26 protein-coding genes and 5 pseudogenes are annotated in these 26,595 nt (G+C 46.2%); 3 read left to right on the top strand and 28 right to left on the bottom strand.

The window, feature by feature from the left end:
• Window positions 1–22 precede the first annotated feature (22 nt).
• The 7 genes from RIL182_RS06755 to RIL182_RS06725 all read right to left on the bottom strand — a co-directional run bounded on the left by RIL182_RS06755 (window position 23) and on the right by RIL182_RS06725 (window position 5,583).
• Window positions 23–1,360 carry a virulence-associated E family protein gene (locus RIL182_RS06755; protein WP_134523493.1) on the bottom strand — a complete coding sequence of 446 codons (1,338 nt, stop codon included), beginning with the start codon at window positions 1,358–1,360 and terminating at the stop codon, window positions 23–25.
• Complete coding sequence (locus tag RIL182_RS06750; protein ID WP_134523182.1) at window positions 1,329–1,973, bottom strand: CHC2 zinc finger domain-containing protein; 645 nt, start codon at window positions 1,971–1,973, stop codon at window positions 1,329–1,331. The genes RIL182_RS06755 and RIL182_RS06750 overlap by 32 nt, the downstream gene beginning before the upstream one ends.
• A gap of 65 nt (window positions 1,974–2,038) precedes the next feature.
• Entirely contained in the window at window positions 2,039–3,619 is a 1,581-nt protein-coding gene (gene mobQ / locus RIL182_RS06745; protein WP_134523180.1) for a MobQ family relaxase, read from the bottom strand.
• Window positions 3,620–3,805: 186 nt separating this feature from the next.
• Window positions 3,806–4,459 carry a hypothetical protein gene (locus RIL182_RS06740; RefSeq protein ID WP_049938264.1) on the bottom strand — a complete coding sequence of 218 codons (654 nt, stop codon included), beginning with the start codon at window positions 4,457–4,459 and terminating at the stop codon, window positions 3,806–3,808.
• A 308-nt stretch (window positions 4,460–4,767) separates the two neighbouring features.
• Window positions 4,768–5,064 carry a DUF3847 domain-containing protein gene (locus RIL182_RS06735; protein WP_006859672.1) on the bottom strand — a complete coding sequence of 99 codons (297 nt, stop codon included), beginning with the start codon at window positions 5,062–5,064 and terminating at the stop codon, window positions 4,768–4,770.
• Window positions 5,057–5,398 (bottom strand): helix-turn-helix domain-containing protein, encoded by a 342-nt coding sequence (locus RIL182_RS06730; protein ID WP_006859673.1) that lies wholly within the window; start codon window positions 5,396–5,398, stop codon window positions 5,057–5,059. Before RIL182_RS06730 ends, RIL182_RS06735 begins: the two co-directional genes overlap by 8 nt.
• On the bottom strand, window positions 5,395–5,583 hold the full coding sequence (locus RIL182_RS06725) for a hypothetical protein (RefSeq protein ID WP_006859674.1): 189 nt from the start codon (window positions 5,581–5,583) through the stop codon (window positions 5,395–5,397). The genes RIL182_RS06730 and RIL182_RS06725 overlap by 4 nt, the downstream gene beginning before the upstream one ends.
• Window positions 5,584–6,067: 484 nt before the next feature.
• Between RIL182_RS06725 and RIL182_RS06720 the strand changes: the two genes are divergently transcribed.
• Window positions 6,068–6,874 carry a helix-turn-helix domain-containing protein gene (locus tag RIL182_RS06720; protein WP_044999733.1) on the top strand — a complete coding sequence of 269 codons (807 nt, stop codon included), beginning with the start codon at window positions 6,068–6,070 and terminating at the stop codon, window positions 6,872–6,874.
• 88 nt (window positions 6,875–6,962) lie between these two features.
• On the opposite strand, the gene RIL182_RS06715 is transcribed toward RIL182_RS06720, so the two are convergent.
• From RIL182_RS06715 to RIL182_RS06685, 7 genes and pseudogenes are all read right to left on the bottom strand, one after another.
• Window positions 6,963–7,424: a hypothetical protein gene (locus RIL182_RS06715; protein WP_006859677.1), complete on the bottom strand. Its 462-nt coding sequence runs from the start codon at window positions 7,422–7,424 to the stop codon at window positions 6,963–6,965.
• 57 nt (window positions 7,425–7,481) lie between these two features.
• Window positions 7,482–7,814, bottom strand: coding sequence for a hypothetical protein (locus tag RIL182_RS06710; protein WP_015552618.1), 333 nt, complete (start codon window positions 7,812–7,814; stop codon window positions 7,482–7,484).
• Window positions 7,815–7,862: 48 nt separating this feature from the next.
• Window positions 7,863–8,240 carry a TnpV protein gene (locus RIL182_RS06705; RefSeq protein ID WP_118413594.1) on the bottom strand — a complete coding sequence of 126 codons (378 nt, stop codon included), beginning with the start codon at window positions 8,238–8,240 and terminating at the stop codon, window positions 7,863–7,865.
• Window positions 8,200–8,472, bottom strand: coding sequence for a helix-turn-helix domain-containing protein (locus RIL182_RS06700; protein WP_002593556.1), 273 nt, complete (start codon window positions 8,470–8,472; stop codon window positions 8,200–8,202). Before RIL182_RS06700 ends, RIL182_RS06705 begins: the two co-directional genes overlap by 41 nt.
• 255 nt (window positions 8,473–8,727) lie before the next feature.
• Window positions 8,728–9,921, bottom strand: a complete 1,194-nt coding sequence (locus RIL182_RS06695) for a transposase (RefSeq protein ID WP_243128698.1) — start codon at window positions 9,919–9,921, stop codon at window positions 8,728–8,730.
• A 309-nt stretch (window positions 9,922–10,230) separates the two neighbouring features.
• Window positions 10,231–10,293 (bottom strand): annotated as a pseudogene (locus RIL182_RS22380) (Maff2 family mobile element protein); the annotation flags it as partial.
• Window positions 10,294–10,312: 19 nt separating this feature from the next.
• Window positions 10,313–11,926, bottom strand: a complete 1,614-nt coding sequence (locus RIL182_RS06685) for a recombinase family protein (protein WP_003533408.1) — start codon at window positions 11,924–11,926, stop codon at window positions 10,313–10,315.
• Window positions 11,927–12,167: 241 nt separating this feature from the next.
• Here RIL182_RS06685 and RIL182_RS06680 point away from each other — a divergent pair, with 241 nt between their 5' ends.
• Window positions 12,168–12,557 carry a DUF5301 domain-containing protein gene (locus RIL182_RS06680; protein ID WP_006859726.1) on the top strand — a complete coding sequence of 130 codons (390 nt, stop codon included), beginning with the start codon at window positions 12,168–12,170 and terminating at the stop codon, window positions 12,555–12,557.
• Window positions 12,558–12,614: 57 nt separating this feature from the next.
• On the opposite strand, the gene RIL182_RS06675 is transcribed toward RIL182_RS06680, so the two are convergent.
• From RIL182_RS06675 to RIL182_RS22130, 14 genes and pseudogenes are all read right to left on the bottom strand, one after another.
• Window positions 12,615–12,764, bottom strand: a complete 150-nt coding sequence (locus RIL182_RS06675) for a transposon-encoded TnpW family protein (protein WP_347045252.1) — start codon at window positions 12,762–12,764, stop codon at window positions 12,615–12,617.
• A 46-nt stretch (window positions 12,765–12,810) separates the two neighbouring features.
• Window positions 12,811–13,653, bottom strand: a complete 843-nt coding sequence (locus RIL182_RS06670; protein ID WP_003533412.1) for an ATP-binding protein — start codon at window positions 13,651–13,653, stop codon at window positions 12,811–12,813.
• A complete protein-coding gene (locus tag RIL182_RS06665) occupies window positions 13,650–14,396 on the bottom strand; it encodes a phage replisome organizer N-terminal domain-containing protein (RefSeq protein ID WP_044929250.1) in 747 nt (248 codons plus the stop codon). Before RIL182_RS06665 ends, RIL182_RS06670 begins: the two co-directional genes overlap by 4 nt.
• Window positions 14,386–14,592: a hypothetical protein gene (locus RIL182_RS21645; protein WP_015544131.1), complete on the bottom strand. Its 207-nt coding sequence runs from the start codon at window positions 14,590–14,592 to the stop codon at window positions 14,386–14,388. Before RIL182_RS21645 ends, RIL182_RS06665 begins: the two co-directional genes overlap by 11 nt.
• A 187-nt stretch (window positions 14,593–14,779) precedes the next feature.
• Complete coding sequence (locus RIL182_RS06655; RefSeq protein ID WP_003533417.1) at window positions 14,780–16,402, bottom strand: relaxase/mobilization nuclease domain-containing protein; 1,623 nt, start codon at window positions 16,400–16,402, stop codon at window positions 14,780–14,782.
• Complete coding sequence (locus RIL182_RS06650) at window positions 16,374–16,808, bottom strand: plasmid mobilization protein (RefSeq protein WP_330573328.1); 435 nt, start codon at window positions 16,806–16,808, stop codon at window positions 16,374–16,376. Before RIL182_RS06650 ends, RIL182_RS06655 begins: the two co-directional genes overlap by 29 nt.
• 600 nt (window positions 16,809–17,408) lie before the next feature.
• Window positions 17,409–17,954 carry a hypothetical protein gene (locus tag RIL182_RS06640; RefSeq protein WP_006857810.1) on the bottom strand — a complete coding sequence of 182 codons (546 nt, stop codon included), beginning with the start codon at window positions 17,952–17,954 and terminating at the stop codon, window positions 17,409–17,411.
• Window positions 17,951–18,598, bottom strand: coding sequence for a YfkD family protein (locus RIL182_RS06635; RefSeq protein WP_006857809.1), 648 nt, complete (start codon window positions 18,596–18,598; stop codon window positions 17,951–17,953). The genes RIL182_RS06640 and RIL182_RS06635 overlap by 4 nt, the downstream gene beginning before the upstream one ends.
• A gap of 188 nt (window positions 18,599–18,786) precedes the next feature.
• Window positions 18,787–18,927: a Maff2 family mobile element protein gene (locus RIL182_RS06630; protein WP_002594237.1), complete on the bottom strand. Its 141-nt coding sequence runs from the start codon at window positions 18,925–18,927 to the stop codon at window positions 18,787–18,789.
• Window positions 18,928–19,052: 125 nt separating this feature from the next.
• Window positions 19,053–19,877, bottom strand: a pseudogene (locus RIL182_RS06625) (VirD4-like conjugal transfer protein, CD1115 family); the annotation flags it as partial.
• A 41-nt stretch (window positions 19,878–19,918) separates the two neighbouring features.
• Window positions 19,919–20,077 carry a transposon-encoded TnpW family protein gene (locus RIL182_RS06620; RefSeq protein ID WP_004845310.1) on the bottom strand — a complete coding sequence of 53 codons (159 nt, stop codon included), beginning with the start codon at window positions 20,075–20,077 and terminating at the stop codon, window positions 19,919–19,921.
• A gap of 142 nt (window positions 20,078–20,219) precedes the next feature.
• Window positions 20,220–20,453 (bottom strand): annotated as a pseudogene (locus RIL182_RS06615) (AAA family ATPase); the annotation flags it as partial.
• A gap of 16 nt (window positions 20,454–20,469) precedes the next feature.
• Window positions 20,470–21,602 (bottom strand): IS3 family transposase gene (locus RIL182_RS06610; RefSeq protein WP_118772524.1). Its coding sequence is split into 2 segments (ribosomal slippage): window positions 20,470–21,335 and window positions 21,335–21,602, totalling 1,134 coding nucleotides; the frame shifts between segments, so codons are not numbered across the junction.
• A gap of 76 nt (window positions 21,603–21,678) precedes the next feature.
• A pseudogene (locus tag RIL182_RS22130) lies at window positions 21,679–25,789 on the bottom strand (helicase-related protein); the annotation flags it as partial.
• Here RIL182_RS22130 and RIL182_RS06600 point away from each other — a divergent pair.
• Window positions 25,788–26,583, top strand: a pseudogene (locus RIL182_RS06600) (IS66 family transposase); the annotation flags it as partial. The pseudogenes RIL182_RS22130 and RIL182_RS06600 sit on opposite strands and share 2 nt — an antisense overlap.
• Window positions 26,584–26,595: the final 12 nt, after the last annotated feature.

Raw genomic sequence — 26,595 nt, 5'->3', positions numbered from 1 at the left:
GAGGTGCAACGGGCTGTCATTCTCAGAATGGAAGCTCCATCTGTTCTGTGACCTCCACAAAACCGTCCATCGTTTTTTCAGACGGGTTGCCGGAGTCCGTTGCCGGGTTTTCACGCTCCCAGCCCTTTTGTCTGCCATATTCTGAAAACATTCTTGGGTTCGGGAAGTACCGCCAGCCGGAAATGCACTGGTTCATAATCTCGTTGATTTCCCGGATTTCCCATTGCTTCGGCTCGTCAAAGGCATGGTTCAAGGCTTCCTTGTAAAGCTGCTTGGAGCAGACCATGCTCCCGGTGTACTTATCAAGATACGCCTGTATCATTCCGGCTTTGGTGTCCTCCGGCATAAAATCCCGCTGGTGTTCTTTGAGATACCGCTGCATGGCGGGGCTGAAAGCCAGCTTGAACCTGCCGCTTCGGTAAATCTCCATCGCTTCCGCCCACATCTGCCCGATATAGGCTCTGGAAGCAGTTTCGTCCTCCAAAATGTGAACCTCGGCTTGCTCCGGGTACACCATGACCGGGATAAAGCGGCGGTTGCCGGAACGGTCAAGGGGCAGGAAGTCAAGGGCATTGGAAGTGCCGCCAAACACACACTGACGGGGGCGGTCTGCCGGGTGGGTTTCATAGGGTATCTTGTAAACCTCTTTCTGCCGGCTTAAAAACGACTTGATTTCCTCAATGCTCTTGGCATTGGCGGTTGCCATCATTTCCGACATTTCGATAATCCAGTGACCTTGCAGCTTACGGTACACATTGTCATCGTCCAGCTTCCGCAAATCATCGGAGAACCACTCGTCCCGGACTGCCAGCAGACGGAAGAAGGTGGACTTGCCAGCCCCCTGACCTCCGACCAGACAGAGCATGATTTCAAACTTGCACCCCGGCTGAAAGGCTCGTGAGATAGCACCCAGCAGGAACAGCTTCAACGCTTCATAGGTGTAATCGTCTGCGTCAGCCCCCAGAAAGTGCCGCAGGCAGAAGCGGATTCGTTCCTTTCCGTCCCACACAAGGGAACTTAAATAATCCCGGATGGGATGATACTTGTTTTCATTCGCCACAATTCCGATGGCGTTATCAATCTTTTTCTCATTGGTAAGCCCGTAGGTTTCTTCCAGATAGAGAAGCAGATACTTCATGTCCGTATCGTTTAAGGCGGTGCTTTCTCTGTGGAAGCCGATGGGCTTTATGATGTCCTTGCGGTCGGTCAGGATGTTGTATGCGATAGCCCCGGAAAGCAGAGGGTCACGCTGAAATACGGTCAGGCAGTTCCGTATGCTCTGACGGACACCGCCTTTCTCGGTAGTTTCCAGCCCCGCCTTGATTTCCTCAATGCTCTGGGGCGGCTGCATGGCGTTCATGGTGTTTTTTAGTTCTTGCTGCGTCTGCGGCTGCAAGCTCTGCCATTCGCTGTTCAAGCTGTATCACATCCTTTCCGTAGTCCGTAATCAAAGCCGCTTTTTCCTCCGTCTCCCCAAACAGCAGCACATCCAGCAGATATTCCACATGGGCTTGCTTCTGTAAGGCTTCCACAAACCGGTGATGAAAGGCTTCCTCCGGGGAGTGCGGGGCGTAGTCCATTCTCCATGCCATCAGCAAGTGAAGATAATCGGCAAGGGTACGGAAGCAGCGGCTCTTTGCTTCCTGAAACTGTTCCTCCGGGGATTTCTGCCGGGGCTTGGGCTTTTTTGCCTTTCCCGGCGGTTTCCAGTCCTCATAGGAAAGCCCGAAGTCCTGTGCCAGTTGTACGGCGGCTTCTTTCTTTCCCAGCCCATACAGGGCGGCGGCAAAATCAATCACATCCCCATCCGCACCGCAGCCGAAGCAGTGGTAACGCCTATCCAGCTTCATGCTTGGGGTTTTATCGTGATGGAACGGGCAGCAAGCCATCCCGTTCCGACCTATATGGATTCCATAATGCTCCGCAGCCTGCCTTGTTGTGACGGACTGCTTCACAGCTTCAAATACATTCAAATCTATCCCTCCTTGAAAATAAGAAAAGCACCTGACATTCTCTGATTGAAAATGGCAAGTGCCTGTTAAAGTTCCATATCCTGTTGTCTGTGTTTCGCCTGTGCCGGGGCAGTTCTTTGAGCCTTTTTCTCGTCTGCCTTATCCTGCAAGACTTCTTTGATAGGCTGCTTCTTGGGCGGCTCTTTGCTTTCCTCTGTGCCGGGGGTGGCTTTCCGTACCCAGTAGCGGATGTCCCGCAACTTCTTCAAATCCTCCTGTACCTCGGTTAAAGGTTCTTTCAGCCCTGCGATTTCGCCAACAAGTTTTTCCTGTTCCTCTTGCAGCTCCTTTTGGGTGCTGTCCTTATCGTCCGGGTGCTTGGCAAGGTAGGCGGCGGCTTTCTCATACCGGGCAACCTCCGGGTGTTCCTGTTTGAATTTCTCCTTTGTTTTCTTAAAAAATATCTTCCGGTACTTCTCATAGACAGGCTCACATTCCTTGCAGTCTGTCCGGCTGGCAAGAATCCCGTCAATCACTTTGCTGCGGGCTTCCTTGGGCTTCATCTGATTGCGGTAATCGGCGGCTGATTTCCCGGACGCTTCCAGAAATGCTTCTAAATCCTCCACAGTGGAAAGCCCCTTTTGCCGGAGATAGGACAGGGCTTCGCTGACTGCCTTTAAGTCCTGTGAAGTCCCACGGTTCTGTCCAGCCCTTGTCCAGTCCTTCCTTTCTTCCTTTCGTATCTCCATATACTTCATCAGCAGATTGGGAAGAAGCGTTGCTTCCTCCGCCGCCTTTTGTGCAAGCAGCTCTTTCCGTTTTTCGCCCAGCTCGGTAATCCAGCCTTTGAGGTTTTGGATAAGCTGCCGGATGGACTTCATCAGATTGTTGGCAGCTCTGATTTCCCGGTTCAGGTTGCCGATATTCGTCTGGATACCTCGCTTTTCCATCTGCCGGACAGCAACTCCCTCATGGACAGTGGGGACTATATCAAGCCCCTGTCTGGCATAGGAACGCAAGTCCACACGCTCCGGGCGGTCATTGGCTTCCAGATAGCGGTTCTGGATGACCTCCCATTCATGCCGCCAGATTTCACAATACTTCTGGTCGTTCCAGTCAACCGTATCCTCCTTGTGGCTTTTCCACCTGCCGGACGGAAGTTTGATCCGTTCCCCATTCTCGTCAAGGTCATAAACCTTGCGGCTCTTGGGAAGCCATTTCCCATGTTCGTCCATTGCCCTCATAGTGAGCAGGACATGGGCGTGGGGATTGTGTCCCGGCGGATGGGGGTCATGGATTGCAAAATCAGCAATCATGCCTTTGGAAACAAACTGCTGCTCACAAAACTCCCGTACAAGGACAGCGTACTGGTCAGGCGGTATCTCTCTGGGGATGGTAAGCACCCACCGCCTTGCAAGCTGGGAGTTCCATTGTTTCTCCACCGCTTCGGCGGCGTTCCATAGGGTATTGCGGTCTGCATATTTCTGTGGGGCATTTGCCGGGAGCAGGATTTCATTGTGGACGATACCACGCTTTTCCGGGTAGTGCTTCACTTCTTGGTCGTATTCACAGAACAGCTTTTCGCCACTCTGGTAAGCAGCGGCGGCAACCGCAGACTGCCGCTGGCTGCGCTGAACAATCGTGATTTCGTTGTGTGGACAGGGCATTTCGTGTCCCTCCTTTCGGTAATTGGTGGATGGGGTGGCGCTTTACCACCTCATTTTGGGCAGAAAAAAAGCAGGCAACCTTTTTCAGATTTCCTGCTTGGTGTGCCGCTGTGTGGGCGGCGGGTATTTAGTTGTAAAAGTTCGGGACAAATTGACCCGATGTGTGGGTGGCAAATTGAAAGTTTTCTACTTTATACTTCCTAGATTAAAATCGTACGCATCAGATTCTCGTGGATTCTTGAAACCTTCAAACGAATCTACTTCTGTAAAGGAAAAGAAAAAACCACAGTTGGGGGTAGGAAATTTCTGTTGTTCCTTTCGGGTGTAGCCTTTGATGGACAGCAGATATTTTCCAGCAGGAACATTATACTTGATGTCCGTATAAATTGTACAGATACCATCTGGTGTTTCTGACTTATACCACCGTTCCCACGGGGAGTGGTAGTGCTCCACAGAACCGAAGTACCCCGGTGTGGTATAAAATTCTTCTTCCTTGATATGGTATTCCTTTGGCTCAAAAGGTTCAAGCTGTTCAATAGCAGAAATCCAAAGTCCATCTTTTACTTCCAGATTAAAGCCCTCATAGCTGATTTTTTGCACCCACTGGTCATCAAAGGGCTCGTCCTGCCCTTCCAATTTGATTGCATAATTATAGTGATCAATCCCTACCAACGGGATGAAAATTCCCTCTCGTTGCGTGTTCAGATAAAGCTCCTTATCCTTTTGCAGAAGACTTAACAGTTTTCTTTTCCGAATTTTCTCACGCTTCAAAAAATCCTGTAAGGTGTCTGCGGAAAATAAACAGATCCCATAGCCACCTGCAATTACCATTCTGTCCATAACTTCTCCTTCCCAATACAATAAGCCACTTCCGATTTGTCGTCGACTTCATTATACTTTATTCGACCATCAAAGTACAGAGAGAGTTGTAAAACCTGTCGGCTGGGAACAGCTTGCAGCGCAAGGTGTCCCCAGATGGCAAGTTCACAAAAGGGTAGCTGGCGGCAGCCAGCGCAGGGGAAGCGTAGCGTCCCCTGTATGATTTGGAGCAGACCTTGACTGCGGAAAATCACAGCCCTCCGGCAAGGAGCCTTCGGAGAACGCAATGCACCAACCTCTGGGTGGTGTATAATTGCGCCCTTAGTAAACTAAGGGGTTTCCGGCTTCTCCCGTTCCAGCAGTTTTTTCAATAGTTCCTGCGTGTCCTGCCTGTGAAAAATGAGTTTCAACAACAGCATGACATCATCATCTGTCAGGCGTTCCGGCTCTTGCAGAAAACTTTCCAGCATACCGCCACGAGTGCAGAGCCGGTGCGTCCGTTCCTTTCGGGTAAGCTGCTTCAACTGGTGCTGCAATGCCTTTTCATCATTGATGGTTTTCCGCAGTTTCTTTTCGCTTTTCTCCAGTTCCCGGTTGAGTTTTTCCAGCTTTGAGGTATCAGGCAAGGGCAGCGTCCTCCTTTCCCGGTATCAGCACATAAATCCGGTTTGGTTCTCCCACGCCCTGACGCACCCGCATGATAAGTCCGGCGGTTTCCAGTTCATTCAGAGAACGCTTGACCGTCATGGGGTTGCGGGACAGGACTGCGGCAATGGCTGTGACAGGGAAGCAGACAAAGAGGATTCCGTTCTCGTCCTCCTGTCCTTTGGACAGCATAGCGTCCAGCATCCGGCAGTACATGACCTTTGCGGTGCTGCTGACTGGAAATCCTGTCAACGCTATGGGAAAGGGCATACAGGGCGGCAATGGTGTGTCTATCGTCATAAATTCAAAATTCATTCGGTGTGTTCCTCCTTTTTCTTTGCTCGTTTGGATGAATAACGGGGGCAGTCAATCACAACCGCCCGGAAGCTCTGCCTGCACCCATGCTGGCATTTCCTGCATAATTCGTTGTAAGTGACACGCCCCCGGTCATTGAGGTAAAAGGAAAGCTCATGCTTCCTCTTTTTGCTCATTCTCGGCATATTGCGCTTCCTCCCGTTTTTGTGTATGGTTTCGGGGCGATTTTCGGAAAAATTACAGCCATAGAGCCGCCTAAAATCTCCCGAAGTATCAGCGATAGGGTAAGACTATCCCCCTATCAGATTGTCGTGTTTCGGTATCATTTCGGTGTCAGTTCGCCAGTTCTCCCCGGTGTCGTTCCTCCCCTGAATCTCACAGCGGCGTATCGCTCCCTTTGGTATGCTCGTTTTGGTCAGGGTTCCTCCATATCCCTGCCAAAAGTCATGGCACTACATCGCCGGGGAAGCATATCCCACACAGGCTGGTCATTCGATTGGAATAATCCATCGATGAACTACCTGTATCATAGAACATTTTTGTACCCTGTGCCGTATGTCCACAAAGTAGGAATTAAGGGTAAAAATCAGAAATTTCCACGATTGCGGAATTGATATGGTATAATCAATTCAACGGTTATAAATGTTGTCAGAAGGGGGAACTGCTTCAATGAACGGAGCTACTACAATACAGGAACGGCTAAAAGATTTACGATTAAACAAAGGATTAAAACTGGAAGAACTGGCAGAGCAAACAGGTATTTCAAAATCAGCTCTTGGAAATTATGAAAAAGATGATTTTAAAGAAATCAACCATGGTAATCTTATCCTGCTGGCAGATTTTTATGGGGTGTCCCTCGATTATCTCTTTTGCCGGACAGAGAACATGGTGGAGATCAACACGCCATTAAGGGAGCTGCATTTGAGTGATGAAATGGTGGCACTTCTGAAAAGCGGTCGGATTAACAACCGTCTGCTCTGCGAACTTGCCACCCATAAGGACTTTATCAAGTTTCTTGCGGATATTGAGATTTATGTGGATGGGATTGCCACCATGCAGATTCAGAACCTCAACGTCCTTGTCGATACCGTCCGGCATGAAATCATTGAACGGTATCGCCCCGGCGAAGATGACCCCCATTTGAAAGTGCTGCAAGCCGCACATATCAGCGATGATGAATATTTCAGTCACATGGTACGGGATGATCTCAACCTTATTATCCGGGATATTCGGGAAAACCACAAAAAGGACAGTGAGAGTGCGCCCCAGACCACCGTTGCCGATGAACTGAAAGAAAATCTGGAAGCGGTCGAAAATTTCAAGGGCAGCCGGGATGAAAAGCTGGTTGTTCTTTACTGCAAGCAGCTCGGCATCAACTATAAAAATCTGTCAGACGAAGAATTTCGCTGGCTGATTCGGATTCTCAAAAAATCAAAGAAAATGGGAACGCCTATCAGCCAGAGGAAAAAACGGTAAAGAAAAACCGCTGTTGCATGGTTTGTTGGCTTCCATGTAGCAGCGGTTCGTGCTGTGGTTATTCAGTTAAAATTTCAAAGCGACAAGTTCATTTCCTATCTGCAATTATTTTATCAGCAATTTGTTCCAAAGTAGCGTCGAAGTCCAAACCAATTAAGTCAGGATAAAAAATATAGTCGGTAAGATTGTCTAAGCCGGTGTTAATCTCCAGATATTCCAACCACCAATCTCTTTCCCCTTCCCCAAACTTCAGAATGTGTAAAACGATTTCCTTGAGTTGCTCATTTGATAAATTAGATTTCATTGGCGGAGGCATTAAGGCTCTGCGTGCTGTTGTTTCTAAATCGGTGTAACTCCAATAAGCTTGAAAGATATTAATTTTTATCTTCTTATTTCCAGTAATTTCTCTCAAGTTCTTTTGTAGCTCCCCTAACTCTTTTTTTGCTTCTTTATCACTATCACAATCTTTTTCGTCCATGAGTAGTGCCGCCTTTTCAATAATTTCCATTACGGCTGGAAGCTTCGTTTCGTCGATACTGATTTTTTTCATATTCTACCTCCAATTCCGATTTTTTACTCTGTTCAACTCCCCTATAAACTGGAATTGTTATTCAGGAAAAACAAGCACACAGTTTTCTAAATCGTCAGTATCTTTTTCGGAAATATATATCTGAGCCGACAAAGATAAATCATTTCCTATAAATTTTTCCCTTTGAAACAAATCCCTCACTATATGCCAGTTTCTATGTGCATTTTCAGTTTCCAACCAAATACCCATCAATGGTCCAGGGTCTCCGTCCTCTGTGTCTATATAATCATATCCATTGCTTTGTATCAAAGAATTTGATACCTCTTCGATACGGTCTGGTATGCGATATCTCAAATCCAAATCAGCATTTTCAAGCATTCCTGGATTTAACAACACAATAATCGTCTGCATATTTCTTCCCTCCAAATTCTTATTTGTCATAATCATTCTACCATACCGTTATGAATAAATCATCTCATGTAAAACAATTTCTTCTGCCCGGTTATGAATGTTATTGCAACGCTGCACCCATTCCATTTGATGGGTACGCTTTAATTCTTCGGTCACGCCCTCGGCAGTTTTCATTTGCTCCATGATGGTGTCTAACCGTTCCTGTGCCTGTTCGTTCAGGTCTGCAAGATATGTCCATAGCTCTCCGGTCAATATCAATGTGTTCAATCTGGCTGGGTGGACTTCTCTTAAATATTCCCGGTGCAACCGTCCATACTTTCCGATGGGGCGGTGTTCCTCCGGCAGTTTCAAATCCGGGATGTAGTAATCTCCGACAAGGATATAATCAATTCCGTTTTCCGTTATTCTTGGTTTCAATTCGCTCATGTTCCTTACCTCCTGTGGAAGCAGGCTCGTCTGGTACTAACTCAATCACATCGGTAATCTCACAATTCAGCGTTTCACAAATACGGGCTAATGTGTCCATGCTGATGTGCTTTCCCTCTTTGCTCATATTGGCAATCATATTCGTTGTCATACCAGCGGCAAGCCTTAAATCCTCTTTTCTCATATCACGCTCTAACAGTGTATGCCAGAGTGGTTTATAGCTGATGTGCATATTGTTTTCCTGCCTTTCTATCCATACCACCGGGGCGGCTGCCCCAGCAGGAACTTTTCTCTTATTATAGCACCAATCTTGTGTAATCACAATTTATTCTTGTAGCCTGCAGGGATTTCGCTTTTAACTTTTTTATCTATGCATTTTTATAAATAATCCAGTTATCAGCATTCCATCTGCGGTTACCCTTCGTTCCTGGTCAATACGCGCAAAATTCCCCCTGCTTTTTCCCTATATATTTTTTCTGCTGATTTTCTATCCGCCTTTTTCACATAAAATCTGTTTCACTTTTTCTGTTAGCAGCTCATCGCAAAAAATCCGGTTTATGCTCTTTCGGCTTATACCACTTCCTGCAAAGTTCCGGCTTCTTCGGTACAAATATAACTCTCTTACATTAAAGCCTATGATTATCAGATTAAATATGGTTTCAACCGCATCTCGACAGTAACAGTGCTTTGCGTGGTAATACGTTTTCAATTGATGGAAACCATTCTCCTCAATGTCCCACCTGCGGTGCATCATTTCCCATAAGACTCGGTAGTCTGCCGCTTCCAGAGTCGTTACAAGCCACATGAAACGCTCTGTTTCTTTTCCATTTTCTTCCCACTGCTCATGATACCGCACCACACGCAGTTTATATGGACACCCTTCCATCTTAAAACCAGAAAGATCCCATACTTCAATCTTCTTTTTCCCTTTCCAGAAAGATGCCTTTTTTCCCTCATCCTGTTTGAACAGACGCTCTGCATCCTGAAAAATCATTCTTCTTTCGTCTTTCAGGCGTATCACCCCTTCCAGACCATTTTCCTTCAGAGTGTTGATAAATGGAGCATTCAGATATAACGCATCCGCCACAATCACATCCGCAAAATGTCCATGCCGTTTCTTCAGCCGCTCAATCAACCTTTTTCCGCCTGTCAGTTCTCCTTCGTCTTTCCCAGAACCATCCCTTGGTTTTAACATTTCCTGCCCCAGAATTACGTGTGGCGATTTACCTATAATCATGCACACCACACTCCGGTAAAAGTATTCGGTTTCCCCTGTGTGTTTTTTTCGGCTCAGACAGTTCGGACAGGATTTTTTTGTACTGCTGAATAATTCCACACCATCGAGACCTGCCACAACATATCCGCCTATCGTTCCTTCCCGGAATACCCGGTTACGTTTTATGATATCAATCATTTCTTCATGTATGCTGCGTATTTCATCCGGGTTTATTCTGGAGAGAAGGTCGCGGACTGCATCAACTTTTGGAATCCTTCCACTGATACAGTTTTTCAGTCTTTTCGACATGCTTTCAGGGGCTGAAAAAATGGTATGGAAACTTTCATACTGCAGCATCAGAAAAAGCAGTACCGGCATGACAATGTTAAACAATGGAATAGATTTTCTTTTTCTTTCGTCCGTTAAACACTTGATTTTTTGCGGGATTTTATATACACTCTTCATATAAGTTAGCAGTTTCTTCAATGCTAATTTTTCATTCAGGACACCTTCTTTCGTATGTTTTGTTCCATAACATAATTATACAATAAAAGGTGTCCTTTTTGAGTGATTATACAGAAAAAAACAGTAATTTGATACCCAAAATTGATATCCCCTGCTTTGCCTGGAATTCACAGGCAGAACAGGGGCTTTTATTTTTTAAAGCGAAATCTCTGTGTAGCCTGCCGCTGATACCGTCTGGATTGTGCTTTTCCTTTCTTTTTGTTCCCTTTAATTAGCCATGAACTGTTTGATACCCTGTGATTTTGCTTATGTGTGATAAAGAAGTAATAGAAGTGTAAAAAATTTTGCCGTTCCTATCCGGCACTTGCGCAGGGTGTCGGATAGGTCGGGCTTATTCTTCGGGCAAGTCAATCTTGCCGACAAAGCTATAATAAATATCAATGCGCTGGTGGCGTACTTCGTTCTCGTCATACTCACATTCATAGACAACGATTTTCTCCACCATTTCACGCAAGAGGGTGTGTGTCAGTTCCTCGATAGAAAGGTACTTGCGGACAACGTTCATAAACTTTTCAGCGTTTACCGTGGCTTCCTGTGCCTTGTCCAGTTCGCCCTGCAATGCGGCGGCTTTCTCCTTCAGTTCCCGCTGCTCGGCTTCGTAGTCTGCGGACATTTCCATAAAACGCTCGTCATTGATTTTCCCGTTTACATTGTCCTCATACAGACGTTTGATATAGCGGGAAAGTTCTGCAATGCGGCTCTGCACCTGTTCAAGCTGCTTCGTGGCTGCCGCCTGTTTCCGCTTGCCGCCCATTTCATTCTGCTGGATAAGCAGCTTCACGAACCGGGCTTCATGCTTCTGTGCATAGGCGGTCACTTTCCGCAGATTGTCCAGCACACCCGCCGTCAAAAGGTCGGTTCGGATGAAGTGCGCCGTACAGTCGGCGGTGCGCTTCTTATAGCTGCCGCAGATGTAGCAATCCTGCTTTCTCTTGTCGGTCTGATACCGCTGCTGGTACATCACATGACCGCAGTCGGCGCAGAACAGCAAGCCGGAGAACAAGCCCACATCATCGTAGCGGTTGGGGCGTTTGCGCTGCTTGCGTAACTCCTGCACCCGTTCCCATGTCTGCAAGTCGATGATTGGCTCATGGTGGTTCTCGAAAATCGCCTGTTTCTCAATGGGGTTGTCTATGCTGTGCTTCATCTTGTAGGACGGTTTTTCCGTCTTGAAGTTCACAAGACAGCCTGTGTATTCCCGGTTTTCCAACAGATGAACAACGGTATTGGTCGCCCACTTACATTCATAGCCGGGGTGGTAGCGGCGTATGCTGCCTGTGCGCTGGTATTCCAGCGTTCCCGGCGTGGGGATTTCCTGCTCGGTCAGCATACGGGCTATCTTGGTCGGACCGTTCCCGGCAAGGCAAAGCTGGTAAATCTGCTTGACTACCGGGGCGGCTTCCTCGTCAATGATGAAATTTTCGTCCTCGTCCATGAGGTAGCCGTACACGGGCTTGCTGGTAACAGGCTTACCGCTCATGCCTTTTGCTTTCTTAACTGCCTTGATTTTTTTGCTCGTATCTCTCACCATCCATTCGTTGAAAAGATTACGCAGCGGGGTAAAATCGTTGTCGCCCATTGCGCTGTCCACTCCGTCATTGATAGCGATAAAGCGGACGCCTTTCTGCGGGAAAAGCATTTCTGTATACATTCCCACTTGAAGATAATTTCGCCCTAAACGGGACATATCCTTGACGATGACTGTGCCGACTTTCCCGGCTTCAATGTCTGCAAGCATGGCTTGAAATCCGGGTCTTTGGAAGTTCGCACCACTATAACCGTCATCTGTGTACCAGCAGAGATTGGTAAAGCCGTTCTGCTTGGCGTAGGTTTCCAAAATGCGCTTTTGGTTGGATATAGAGTTGCTTTCCCCTTGCAGTTCATCTTCATGGGATAATCTCGGATAAAGGGCGGTAATAAGGTTTTGGGTTGTCTGTCTTAACATGGTTTCCTCCGTTTCCGACAGCCAGCCCCACTATTCCGTACTTCGATTGTACCATACAGCGGGGCGGCTTGTATAGCGGCAAAGTGTAAAAGTGCTTCTTTACCGCCCGTCAAAATGACGTTTTTTTGTGTTAGGGTTATCACGCAGATTCAACTTCATAAATATTTTACTTTTATTTGATAGTCCATTTCATTCTGCTGTGTTATAATGGCAAAAATTGAATTAGCGAGGTAAAAGGCTTATGAAAAAATATATTTCTTTGTTTTTATGTCTGACTTGCATTTTAACTTTAGTTGCGTGTGGGAAAAAAGCTGCTCCCATTCAGTTGCCCCAAACAAGCGACATTACATCTGTTGATGTAACTGTTGGGGAAAACACCACAAATCATTCAGACACAGCTTGGATAAGTGAAATAATTTCTGACATTTCCAGTTCTGAACCAACCAGTAAGCAAAGTGTTCAAGATTTTCCGCAGACTGAAAGTTATATCAAGATTGATTTTCAGTTTGAAACAGGAACAAGTACCATTTTTGCCTATGAGGAAAACGGAAAACACTATATCGAACAGCCTTATCAGGGAATTTATAAAATTGACAGTCAGCTGTACGAACGGCTGCAAGAAACAAACTAAAATTTAACTTATCCATTCAGCGGTCATGTTTCCGGGCATGACCGCTTTTCCATGCCCTCATTTTGTAGCAGCTTCCGCTTCCAGCACCTTAGCCATTTTGTCGGCGGCGGTTTCCTTTGCGCCCTGCTTGAAAAAGCCGGACACGACAAGAACAGAGTTCCCTATACGGATTTCCGTCACGCAATCGGCGGGTGCGGTGCTTTTCATGCTGTGTCTGATATGCTCTTTTTTATCGGTCATAGGCGAACTCCTTTCAATCGTTCATCAGTTGCTTTAAGCGGTTCAGCTTGTTTTGTGCGCTCTCCCTGCGGAAGTTCTCGCCGGAGAAGCAGACAGGGGCGCACATTTCAAGCAGTCGGTCATAAATCCGGGCGTGGGGCGTGTCCTGCGGGTTCTGCAACTCGGTAAGCGTGAGGTTGGTCGTGACGATCAGCGGCTTGCCGCTTCGGTATCGGCTGTCAATCACATTGTAGACCTGCTCTAAGCCATACTCTGTGCCACGCTCCATTCCAAAATCATCAAGGATAAGCAGCGGATAGCGGCAGAGGTTGGAAATATATTCGTTCTTGCCCTCAAAAGTGGCTGCAAGGTCATTAAGAATAAGGGCAAAGTTCGTCATGCGGACGGAGATTTCTTTCTCCATGAGGGCGTTTGCGATACATCCGGCAAGGTAGCTTTTGCCTGTGCCGACGCTGCCCCAAAGCAGATAGCCGATGTTCCCGGCTTTCATGTCCTCCCAATGTTCCACATAGAAATGGGCGGTTTTCATCTGCGGGTTTCTGCCGTTGTCATTGGCAAAAGTCCATTCCCGCATAGCCGGGTCGGTAAAGCCCCGGCGTTTCAGTTCTTCCACCTTGTCCCGGTGCTTTCGCTGCTGTTCGGCGGCTTCACGCTCCATGCGCTGCGCCCGCTGGCAGTCACATTCAGCCGGATGTCGGTCACGCCCAAACAGGGTAGCCTTATCAGCCGGGAAATAGGCTTCTTTCGGTGTCCGGCACTTGCCGCAGTAGAGCAGACCGTCCTCACCTGTGTAGTCCTCCGGCTCGGCGGTGACTGCTGGTATCTGTAAATTCATATCTTCAAAAGCTGGTTTCATAGACTTTCTCCCTCCTTGTAGCTGTAATCGGGTATGCCCCTTTTCGGGGCAGCTTTAGCGGTATCGTCAGCCACCCATCTGCGGATAGTGGCTGCATGGTTCTTGTATTTCCTCCCAGTGGAAGCGATATAGCCGGATAGCCGGTCAATGTAATACTCCCACTTGTCGGGCAGTTCTGCTTGCAGTTCGGAAAGCTCCGTATCTGTCAAAATCACATTTTTGTATCTGCCGTAAGCAGCGGGAGCGGCTCGTCCTGGTTCTGACTCTCTCTCTTTTTCTATCTCTATATCTATCTCTTTCTTTATCTCTATCTCTGGTGGACAAATGTCCGCTTTTGCTTCGGACACTTGTCCACTAAGCCGTTTTTGCTCTGAAATCTTCATTCTTGCCCTGCGCTTGCGCTCCCCCTCGGTAGAGGACTGACCGATGAAAAGCTCGATATTGCTCATATACAAAGCCCCGTTGTCCAGCGGTTCGACAAGCCCCAGCTTCATAAAGATTTGCAAAGCCCGTTCAACTGTGCCGACCTGCTGGCGGGTAATGGTGGCTATCATTTGGGCGGTGTAGGGGATATTCTCGTCAAGCTGCAAAGTGCCGCCGTATTTCAGCGATTTTAAGTACAGCTTCAAGAGGATATTGGAATACAGCATACCGTCCTGCATACTTTCCAGCAGCACGATAGCGTCATCGTCAAAATAGCTTTCTTTCAGTTTGAGGTAATAATATTTGCGGTTATCTGACATAATCTTGGTTCTCCTTATCTGCGGGGCGGGCTTTCCATCTCTTTGAGTAATACCGGGGGCAGAGTACCACGATAGCCCTAAAACTCTGCTTGCAGTCATGGGTACAGCCCCGGCAAAGGGCATTGAAAGTAATGCGGTTTCGCTCATTGAGGAAGAACGCCCATTCCAGCCGCCGCTTCTTGCTCATTCTCGGCATGAAAAAACGCTCCTTTCTTCGGTTTGGTCGGGTATGAGGGGACAGGGGCAAAATCTGTATGTTCCCGGTGTCATTTTCGGGAAAAATCTGCCCTGTAAGCCCCGTTTGCAAGGGTGGGTGTGTTGCGGGTAGGGTAAGCTATACCCCCAGCCTTTTGTATGGTTTCGGTATCATTTCGGGTCGGTTTTTAACGCTCCTGTTCGTGCTTTTTCTGACGGCTCGGTGTGCCGTGTAGTATCTGCTCGGTGTTCCGCTTGGCGGTGGCAAGCTGCTCATGCTCGGCTTTGGCGGTGCGGTAGGTGTTGTAAGCTGCGTTTTTCTCGGAAATGAGGGCTTCAATCTCCGTATTCAGCTTGGAAATGGCAGGCAGCTTCTTTCCCGGTGCAAGCACCTTTAGCTGGCGCAGGGTGGCTTCATAGATGATGAAATCTGCTTCATTTGCCCGGTAGTAGGTTTCTGTCTTTTTGCCTTTCAGCTTCTTGTGTTCCTCAATAGTCGGGCGGGTTCGGCGGTAATCGCTGACAACCTTTCGCAGATTTTTCTTGTCGGCTATGGTCTGCTCAATGCCCCGCAGACTTTCCCTTGCTTCGGAAAGGGCTTTCCGGCTGCTCTCCACGGCTGCGTCCAGCTTGTCAAGGTCAAGCAATCCGTTCTCCATGAGAAAGTTGTGGGTAGCCGCCATCTGTTTGAGATTGTGCAGGGAAGCCCAGCGGTCATAGCCTACGCCCTTGCCCTCGGCTCGTTTCGTTTCCCGGTCAACCATGCGCTGTAAACCGTCCTGTTTCGGGGCGATTTTGGCGGATTTTTCCCTCTGCAAATGCCCCGTCATGCTACCGGGGTATTCGGGTATGGGTGTGGTCTGTTCGGCGGCTCTGTGGGCGTTCTGCTCCAAAAGGGCAAGGACGGCGGTACGGTCAAAATCATCCCCCAGCTTCCGGGCGGTAATGGGCTTGGTTCTGTCCGGCGTGAGATAGGACAGCCGCCCCCGGCTCTCCTTGACGGAGATTCCCGACTGCAAAAGCAAAGCTGAAAATTCGTCAAAGGTGCTTGCCCGGTCAAGGGTGTTGCGTATGGTCTGCCGCAGCTTCGCCTTGTCGGTTTCAAACTTGGTTTGCCGGGGCGTGATACCGTCCGCTATCATCGGGGCATTGGCTTTATCAAGGGCAAGCTGCCCTTTCTTCTGCGCCCAGTATTCACGCTCGGTCACTCGGTTCTTACTGCCATGCAAGAGGTCAATCTGATACAGATTTTCCCGGTGGCACATCTCCATGACTTCGGACTTGAAATATTCCATAGCTGCGTCTGTGCAGCGGTGCTTCATGCCGCATTTCGTGTCCGCTGGTCTGTCCATGTAGGGCAGAAGCGGGACAGCTTCAATCCGCAAGCTGTTTATGACGATATGCACATGAATGTTGCCAGAGTGATTGTGTCCGTCCGGGTGGGTGCAGACAATGGCTTGGTGTCCGGGGAAATGCTCTTTGCAAAATTCCTCGCCCAGCGATTGTGCCTTATCAACGGTCAAGCCGTTGTCCGTTCCGTCCCGTGGGTCGAAGCTGATGATATAGTGGTGGGACTTCACATCTTCCCGTTTTTGGTTTTTGCCATAGCGGAGATTGGAGCGCATACAGGCTACGGCAAAATCTTCATCGCCGCAGTTCAGCGTGGCAAGGCGGTAGTCCTCACGGGGGACAAGCCGCCCGTTTTCATCAAGGGTAGGCTTCATGGTAAACTCGTCATGCTCAAAGGTAAGGTACTGCTCGGCTGCCCCGTAGTCGGCATTTTTAGAGCTGATATGTTTGAATGTTGCCAACGGCTTCACCTACTTTCTGCAAGACTTCAAACTTCAAGGCTGCAAGGTCGGAAATGGCGACTCGGACTTCGCAGGACAGGGCGTTGTACGGCACACCGTATTCGTTCAGATACCGGGCAATCTGATTGAGGTTGCCGCCGATCCTGCCGTATTCGGCGGTCAGCTTCCCGACAGCGGCAAGCAATTCATCATTGACCGGGGAAACGGTAACAATGGGGCGTATGGTTGCCCGTGTAATGGCTTGCCGGATAAATTCGGACTGGCTCATACCATAAGGGGCAAGCCGGGCGGTAAAATCGGCGTATTCTTCATCGGTCAGCCGGGTCTTGACTACCCTGCTGCGGTGGGGCGTGTTATATCGTTTCATAGGTGGTTGACCTCCTTTCTGTGCGTGGTGTCCTCTCACTAATAGGAGAAAAACGGGGTGTGTAGCGGAACTGTTTTTGAAATAATCCGAAAAGAATTTGCGGGAATTTTTCAAGCGGCTTTAGCCGCCATAGCAGGGTTTGGGGAAGGCACTCCCCAACAAGATTCCCGCAAGGACAAAATGAGCGATAAGCGAAATTTGGTACTGCGGTAGAATCTTGCTCTAAGAAACTGCCGGTCTGCCGCTCACTTCCTACTGCCACTTTTTCGGGAAATCGCAACCAGTTTTTTCATAAAAGGCTGCGGGCTGGCGTTCTCCCTCTCTTTCTGGCAAAGACTTTTCCGGCGGCTTGGTCTTTCCCAACAATAAGGCGTTTCAGAAGCTGTGTTTTGCCCGCTGCTTGATAGAAAACGGGAATTTCCCCCTGCTCACTTATCAGTACCGATACTTTCTCGATTTGCCAAAAATGGGCGCAAAAAAAGCAGCAAATCTTTTTCAGACTTACTGCTTCATGTGCCGCTATGGGGCAGCGGTTATTCAGTTGTAAAATAAAAGAGGGCGGTAGCACTTTGGGCTATCGTCCTCTTGGCTACACATTTGCAAAGACAGGCGGGGCTGTCAACGGTGGGCGAAGCCCATTTACTTGCCGTTGACTGGCTCGGCTGGATTTGCTACTTTCGATCTGATGTTTTCTTGTGAAGAATACACTGTATTGACTTTACCTTGATTTTCCTCCTGTGTTACTGTAATATTAAAGTCGTGAATTTCAGAATTTGTACTAGAGATTTCCAAATTCAAAGAAATAGAAATTACGTTTTTATCAAGTTGTAATCCATCTTCTTTGCAATATGTCGCTGAATAACCACTTGCAAGAACTACCTGACCTACCCCATTTTCATCAAGCACAAATAATGTAGCTGATGAACCAGTTTCTTTATTTCGGGCTATCGCAACCAGTTGTATTGGGGCATTTTCAGCGGAACCAAAAACATATTCTAATAATTCAAATGAAGGATAGTCTTGTGGAAAATTTTCAATAAATTTCTCGCCCCGGCTTTCAATAGAACCGGCACTTTCAAGCTCTGGCAGTACTTCTTTTGTGTTGTCATCAGGTGGAGAATTATTAGAACAAGCACTCAACAAAAGTACAAAAGCTAATAGTAATATAAACAATTTGTTTTTCATTGTGCTTTATATACTCCTGTTGGCGTGTATACCGTCATTCCCTTTGGAACTTTTATGGCTGAGTAGCTAGAAGTTGTTACTTTATAATGGACAGAATTTTTTTGTGGTGCATAAGATTCTGTTAATGTTTTATATTCATAAAAAACATTTTCAGGATAGCCGTCCATATAAACCTTGTATTTTAAACGACCAGCTGTTCTAACAGCAGGAATATAAACATTTAACACTTCAAATTTCCCCGGTGCAATACTATATGAGACACCCGCTGATGTTCCTTTTGTCCAACTACGTGAACCGGTAACTTCAACTCCTACTTCCGCCTGCATTTTTGCAAAAACAACATTTGCTTCTGTTGTGCCATTGGCATAACCCGCAATAGATGCGGTGGTTGTTCCGCTTTGTTCATATTGATATGTAATTTGCATAGGACTTGAGCCTTGAGTATTATCGCCTGAAACAGAACCTAATAATTTATGAGTATAATCAATATTCGTATAATTAGGCTCATAACCTACACATTCTCGTATATATACTCCTCTACGTTCTGGTATTCCTGAATCGTTAGCTGCAAAAACAGTAGTGTTCATTGTTGTTACAATAGCTAAAGAAAAAACTATCCCTAATATTGTTTTGATTTTTCTCATTATGGACTTCCTCCTTTGCTTAAAAAGTTATATTTTGTTGTGTGTTTCATCAAACCATTGGCATCATCTCCTTTTGTTTTATAGTACCATATTTTAGCTATTATACCAATTATCAAATTCAATTTTGCTTTTTTTTGGTTAATTTTTCTGAATAGTGAAGGCTGTCTATCAAATTCTTGTGTGTTACTTTACCGCACATGAGCATTTGCACCGGGATTATCGTTACCATATCCTTCCAGAAGATTGATAACTCCCCATACGCCGACACCTGCACCGATTGCGGTTACTACTGTTTTAAGTCCTGTTACTGATGTTGTAAAAAAGCCCATTCGTTTGTCTCCTTTTTCAAAAAAATAAAAAGGGAGCTTCTCTGAATTATAATTTTTAGAAAAGCTCCCATATCATATGTTCCATATTCAGTTGTAAAACAACTTCTGGTCACAATGTCCAGAAGTTAAGCTGTGATTTCTCCGACATCGCATACCTCATCCACCACATCATTCCTCTTAAAGCGGAGTCTGTTGCGGTTCTTGACGTATCTTTCAATGTCAAACTCATTCTTTTTGTCATAATCAGATAACAGCGGGTACTGCTTATGCTTCGTTATATCAAACTTATCTGAGAAAAAAGGTCTCACGCCCCTAAGCTGCATGATACACTTGCTGCCATCCATGACCGCAATCTCATCCTGGCTCATCAGTTCCTTTCCGGTCTTTTGGTAATTCAGACCGTAGGACTGGCTCGTTCCCCTTGTATCTGAGGTATTGTAAAGGTCAATCGTTTCTTTCCCAAGAATTTCTGCCAGATCTTTCAGAGTATCTTTCTCTTTTCCTCCCAAAAACAGGGTTGTGTCGCAGTTTCCTTCAATGGTCGATGCGTTGTCCTTATACAGAGCCTTTAGCTGTGACTTTGACTGCAAAATAATAGAAGCTGATATTTCCCGGCTACGGATAGTAGCAATCAGCTTCTCAAACTGTGGGATCTGCCCGATGTTTGCAAACTCGTCCAGTAAGCATCGGACGTGGATCGGCAGTCTCCCGTTATATACATCATCTGCCTTGTCACAGAGCAGATTGAATAACTGCGAATACATGATACTTACAATAAAATTGAATGTCGCATCGGTATCGGAGATAATGACAAACAGTGCTGTCTTTTTCTCCCCCAATGTATCAAGCTCCAGTTCATCATAAGCAGTCAGGTCACGCAGTTCCTTGATGTCAAATGGTGCCAACCTCGCACCACAGCTAATCAGAATCGATTTCGCTGTCTTTCCAGAGACGAAAAGTCAAGGACTTTTTCATCAAATTCACAAAGAAGTCACATTTTGCGGACTTCCTCACGGAGCATACGCTTGATTTTGTCCTCCATTGTCTCTTTTGCGGTCTGGCTGAAATGGACACGGACGATATAGGTGGTCTTGCCGATCTGCTTTCTGACAGTCGGGCAAGTGGCGGTGTTGGTTGCGGTATTGTTCATTCAAAATCCTCCTGTAAATGAAAAATGTCCGGTGACGGTTCATCATCGGGCGGTGTCGGTATGAGGGAACAAGGCAAGGCGGCAACATTAAGGTATCTATAAAAACCTTGCCGTCTTTGCCACGCTTGCCGTGTTCCTGTTGTCAGTTTCGGAGATAGCAGACCCATGCTGTGCCGTCTTTCTCGGTCACAAGTCTGTCCCCGATACGGCTCTTTGCCGTTCTCATGGTGCGTGAGGAAATCCCACGCTCATTAACCGTCTTTTCCAGCTCTGCGCTTGGCATACGCTTTCCGTCTGCAAGCAGTTCCAGAATGAGCATTTGCGCCTGTGCGGTCTTGCTTTCGGTCTTGGTGTTGTCTGCCCCGGCAAGAAGCTGGATTGTCAACACTTTTTCAGACAAATTTTTTTAGGTTATTTTTCCGATATTGTACAGGCGTTTGATACCCTAAGGAAGAATGTATGCGGTGATGATTATACCAGTTTACATAATCCCATAGTTTTATCTTCAGTTCTTCCTGCGTATGGAATGTTTCATTCCATACAAATTCTGTTTTTATAATCTTGAACGTAGCTTCTGCCACTGCATTGTCATAAGGACATCCCTTATGGCTCAGGGAGCGTTCCATATGGAACGTTTCTAACAGTTCTTCAATTGTCTCGTTTTTAAATTCATTTCCACGGTCTGTGTGGAAAATATGGATTTCCGACAGATTTCCGTCTACTTTCATAAATGCCTGTTTTACAAGTTCTGCTGTTTTATGTTCTCCTGCACTGTATCCAATAATCTCCCTGTTAAAAAGATCAATCAGTACACAAATATAATTCCAGCGGTTTCCTACCCTTACGTAGGTCAAATCACTTACCACTACATTGCGGTATGGCTGGTTTTGAAATTGTCGGTTCAACACATTCTCTACTTTTGATTCATTACATCTGTCTTTTTGCGGTTTAAACTGTGCTGTAGTATAGCTTGATACCAGACCTTCCTGTTTCATAATCCGTCCAATCCTGCGTCTTGATACCTGTTTCCCGCAATCAGCCAGTTCTTTCTTGATCTTTCGTGTACCATAATGGTTCCGGCTTTTTCTAAAAATTTCCTGAATGTCTGCAGTGAGTTCTGATTCATCTTTTTTTGCTGCTGCTTCATAATAATAGGTGCTTCTGTTTACCTGTAGGACGCGACACATTGCTGATACAGAGTATTTGTGGGCATTTGCTTTAATCACATTTACTTTCGTCCTAAGATCAGCGCCGCTTGTTTTAAAATATCATTTTCCATTCTTAACTGCTGGTTTTCTTTCCGAAGCCGGATCAGTTCTTCCTGCTCCGGAGTCCGGTTATCTTTTTCATGGAAAGAACCGGAATTGGATGCCTGCTTTACCCACTTGTCAAACAGGGAAGTAGCAATGTCATATTCACGGCAGATATCACATCTGCGTTTGCCGGAACGATATAGTTCCACCAGTTGCTGTTTAAATTCATCTGTATATTTGCGAGGTTTTCGTCGTTGTTTTTGTTCGGTCATAAAGAGTGCTCCTTCGTGTATTTATTATAGATTATATGACCTTAAAAAATCTGTCCAGTTAATTGTAACCTATCCATGCTTCAAGCATCATCGTTCCGCCATCCACACGCTCAGTATAAGTTGCTTTGCCTATGGTAATGGCAAATTCCGGATTATCAATCAGCTCTTTATCCCTTGCCTTTACATCCTCACGGACATTGGCAAGCTTTTCAGTTGCTGTCTTAATGAGCTTCGGGTACTTAATCATAAAGTTATCCTGCAAGCCATATCTCTGATTGTCATAGGATGCCTTCAAAAGCTTTAATCTCTGGACATCATTGTCAATCTCCATCTTTTCCTTGATTAAAGGATTGCCTGTAGCAACCGCTTTAATCTCTGCATAGGAAAGTGTTGCCTCGTCGATATCCTCACAGCTTCGGCTTACAGCCTTGCTTGTCATAACCTGACTGATAAAACGCTGCTTATTCTCGACAAGTGACCAGTTGTATGCATCAAAGGTTCCTTTGGTGACATATCTGTAGATTGCCACCTCTTCATTTTCGTTGCCCTGTCTGATGCCTCGTCCTTCCCTCTGTTCAATAGAAGAAGGCTTCCACGGACAATCGACATGGTGCATTGCAACAAGGTGTGTCTGCACATTGACACCTGTTCCACACTTATCTGTTGAACCGATAAGAACTTTCTTTTTACCTGTCCTCATCTCCTTAAAAAGTGCATCCCTCTGTGCATCTGTCTTGGCATCATGGATAAAAGCTATCTCCTCTGCCGGAATACCATACTGGATAAGTGTTTCCTTCAGATAATCATAGATGGTAAAGTCCTTATCCGGTCCCGGTGTGCCGATATCTGAAAAAATAAGCTGGCAGCCTATATGACCGTTGGCATTTCCTTTCTCATATTCTTTCCACACATTCTCCGCTACCTTATTGAGTTTTCCATCCGGATTGTTCGGCGCATCCTTATCAATCAGTCTGGCATCCGTTCCAAGAAGTCTTGCCTCATGGGTAATCTTTAGAAAGTTATCCACGCTTGGATCAACTCCACCGCCTCTGATACGCTCTGCCCTCACAACAAAGTCTTCCATGACCTGCTTCACATACCAGTCAGGCTCCGACTCCACAATAATAGGCTTGCCGCCACGAAGTGCAGGCACATCAAGGTCAAGCATATCTGCTGTCTGCACATCAGCTACCTCACGGAAGATATTCATAAGCTCCGGCAGATTCGTAAATTTATTGAATCGGCTCTTAAAACGGAATCCGCTTCCCTCTACAGTAAGCTCCAGTGCTGTTGTCACTTCACCAAAGTTCGCTGCCCAAGAATCAAAGTGATAAATCCCCATCTCTTCAAGTGCCGCTTTCTGCAAGTAAAGCTGCATGACATACATCTCACACATGGTATTGGATATCGGTGTACCTGTTGCAAATACAATGCCTCTGCCATCATTTATCTCTGATAGATACTGGCATTTAAGTTGCATATCCGTTGACTTTTTCGCTCCACTGCTGCTGATACCTGACACATTATTCATCTTGGAAAAAATCGCAAGGTTCTTGAAATTATGTGCTTCGTCCACCATGATAGAATCTACACCCAGTTCCTCAAAGGTAATAAGGTCATCCTTCCTGCTCTCATCTGATAGAGATTTCAGCTGTTCCTCCAGTTTTTTCTTCTGGCTTTCCATCTGTTTTACAGTCCATCGCTCTCCGTTACGCTCCTTCATCTCATCAATCGCATAGCTGATTTCATCAATCTGCTCGTTAAGCATTCGCTCCTTTCTCTCTGCGGAGATTGGGATTTTCTCAAACTGCGAGTGTGACATGATAATGCAGTCATAGTCACCTGTCGCAATCCTTGATACGAACTGCTTTCTGCGGCTTTTTTCAAAATCACGCTCTGTGGCAACTAAGATATTTGCTGACGGATAAAGCCTTAAAAACTCTGATGCAGTCTGCCCGATAAGCGGCTTTGGAACAACCATGATTGTCTTATTGGCAAGTCCAAGTCTCTTCTGCTCCATGCAGGCAGCCATCATCTCAAAGGACTTTCCGGCACCGACACAGTGTGCCAGCAGTGTGTTTCCTCCGAGAAGGATTCTTGCCACCGCATTCTTCTGATGTGGCTTTAACTCAATCGCCGGGTTCATTCCCGGAAACTGTAAGTGGCTTCCGTCATATTCACGCAGACGGATATTATTGAATGTCTCGTTGTAATATTCCACATATTTCTGTCTTCGCTCCGGCTCTGCAAACAGCCACTCCTTGAACTTCTCCTTAATCATGTTCTGCTTTTCCCTTGCAAGCATTGTCTCATTCTTATTGACTTCGTAATGATATTTGCCATCACCGTCATCAATCCTGTCCCTGACTGTTACAGTCTTTAGGTTCAGCGTATCCTCAAAAATAGAATAAGCATCCATGCGGCTTGTACCATAAGTCTTAGTAGCTGCCACTGAATGCTTATCCATGCTTTTATTCTCAATGAACCATTCCATGCTCATCTTATTTAAGTGTACCTGTATTGTAAAACTGGCTTCTGACTGCCCTTGCACGCCTTGGCGTATTGAGAAGCTCATAGATAAACTGCTCATAATCAAGTGGTTCAATCCATGTCGTACCAATCTTTACATCAATATCTGAAGCTTCAATCCACTCCGGCTGCACCTTTTCAAGTGCTGCCACATTGCCTGCAAATCTTTCTGCCTGTGGATTGTCTGTATCCGCTGCCATAGCCTTTGCTACACGAAGCTTGTCTCTCACATTTCCGGAAAGATACTCGTCTGCTGTCTCCCAGCCGATATCCGGATTGTTCTCGTTGTAGCGGTCTGGATTGAGGAAGATGAGACCTTCAAGCTCTTTTGTGAGCGCTGTTCTTTTGAGCTGTGCTATTGTTTCCACCGGTATTTGTTCACTTGAGTCGTTACTACGATTTTTTAATTTTTCAAGCTCATCTGTGATATCAGGCTCATAAATAGAGAGCATATAGGCAAGGTTTACATATCCAAACTCATTGACGGATACATTTAATGCTTCCACGGCAGTCTCAACTCTCTCTATGACAGTTTTTGCCTTAATCGTCTGCTTATAAAACATATCCGCTTTTTTCACCTGCCCGTCTTCATTTACTTCCTCAAGACTGCAAAGTAGAGGATAATCGCTGTCATCCCTGAATGCCGCCCTGTTTGCTTTTGAGGTAATGGCTCCATACTGCTTAGCGAATGAATCATATTTTTCATTTAAGAGTCTTTGCTTATCAGAAAGCTCCTCCTCACTGCAGCCCTCCATCTGAATATCAATCAGCTCTCTCGTGATAGTTCTGATTTCATCAAGACAGCGGATTCTCTCCTCAGCTGTCTTTGATACTTCTTTTCTTACCATCTCAGAATTTTCCCTGTAATAGAGCTTTCCTTCAAAAAATGTGTAAGTGTAGTTCCTCACATCTGGATCAGCCGGGATAACTTCCTCCGTCTGCTCCGCCTCGTCTGCCACTCTCTCAAAATCTGTCATCTGGGCTTTGATATTTCCGATTGCCTTATTGAGAGCCTCGTACATATTGAAGTTCTCGTCATTATTCACACAGACTGTATATCTGCTGTCCTGTCCATAAATCCTTGTATCATATTCCATAGATCCAAGCATCATCTCCGGATGCTCTGCAAAATAAGAGTTGACTGCAATTCCGTTCTCGGTCACACCAAGGTGTACCCAGTCAGGCTCAATATCAATCTTTCTCTCCCTCTTCTGCAAAAACAGGATATCTGCTGTCACTTCGGTTCCTGCATTGTCTTTAAATGCAGTATTCGGAAGTCTTACTGCTCCCACAAGCTCTGCCCTTTCAGCCAGATATTTTCGGATAGCAGGATTTGCCTTATCAAGTGTTCCCTTTGTGGTAATTACAGCAACCATGCCTCCCGGTCTTACCTGGTCAAGTGCTTTTGCCAGAAAATAATCGTGGATACGGAAGTTATACTTGTTGTACTTTGGATCAAATACCTTGTAATCTCCAAATGGCACATTTCCGACAACCACATCAAAGAAGTTATCCGGATATGTGGTATTCTCAAATCCTGTGATACTGATATTGGCATTCTGATAAAGCTGCTTTGCAATTCTTCCCGAAATGCTGTCAAGCTCCACCCAATACAGCTTACTTCTCTGCATAGGTGCCGGCATACTCCCAAAGAAGTCAAAAGGCATGATCAATAATCTCTGCCGGTCATTTGCCCAAAAAACAGAATCCCAGCGTAAAGAGATTTTCTGCGACATGCTGCTTTCCCCTGTCATGCATACAGACTGTACCAATGCCCGTGTAAACGGGGAAAGTTCGTATGTATTTGTATGTGCGGTTCCGGATGGCGGTGTGCTCTATTTTGCCAGGGGCAAAAAGGGACCCGATGGAATAAAGGGCACGGTCGTTGAAGACTATCAGGGGAACACTGATCCACGATCATGATGTAACCTTTTATAAGTATGGAACCGGCCACCAGGAATGCCTTGCATATGTACTGCGTTATCTGAAAGACAGCATGGACAACGAAAAGGACCGTACCTGGAACAGGCAGATGCATTCCCTGATACAGGAAATGATCCATTACCGGAATGGTTTATCTGAATCAGAAGAGCCAGATCCGCAGACCGTCTCCGAATTTGAAGAACGTTATAAAACAATCCTGTCCATAGCTGGGGATGAATACGACTATGAGCCGCCTGGGAAATACTACCGTGATGGATACAACCTGTACAAAAGGATGAAAAAGTATAAGAAAGATCATCTTCTTTTCCTCCATAATAAGAATGTACCTGCCACGAATAACGAAGCCGAACGGCTGCTGAGAAAATATAAAAGAAAACAGGCGCAGGCTGTGTCATTCCGGAGTCCGTCAAGCATCGACCATCTCTGTAAATGCATGAGCATGCTGGTTTTGATGCGCAGGAAAGAGCAGACCAATCTCTTCCGCGAGATTGCAGAAATATTTGCATAAGAAAACCGATGG

Source organism: Roseburia intestinalis L1-82 (genome assembly GCF_900537995.1).
Taxonomy (GTDB): Bacteria; Bacillota; Clostridia; order Lachnospirales; family Lachnospiraceae; genus Roseburia; species Roseburia intestinalis.
The sequence above is the reverse complement of the archived record's forward strand: the minus strand, read 5'-3'. Positions and strand labels throughout refer to the sequence as shown.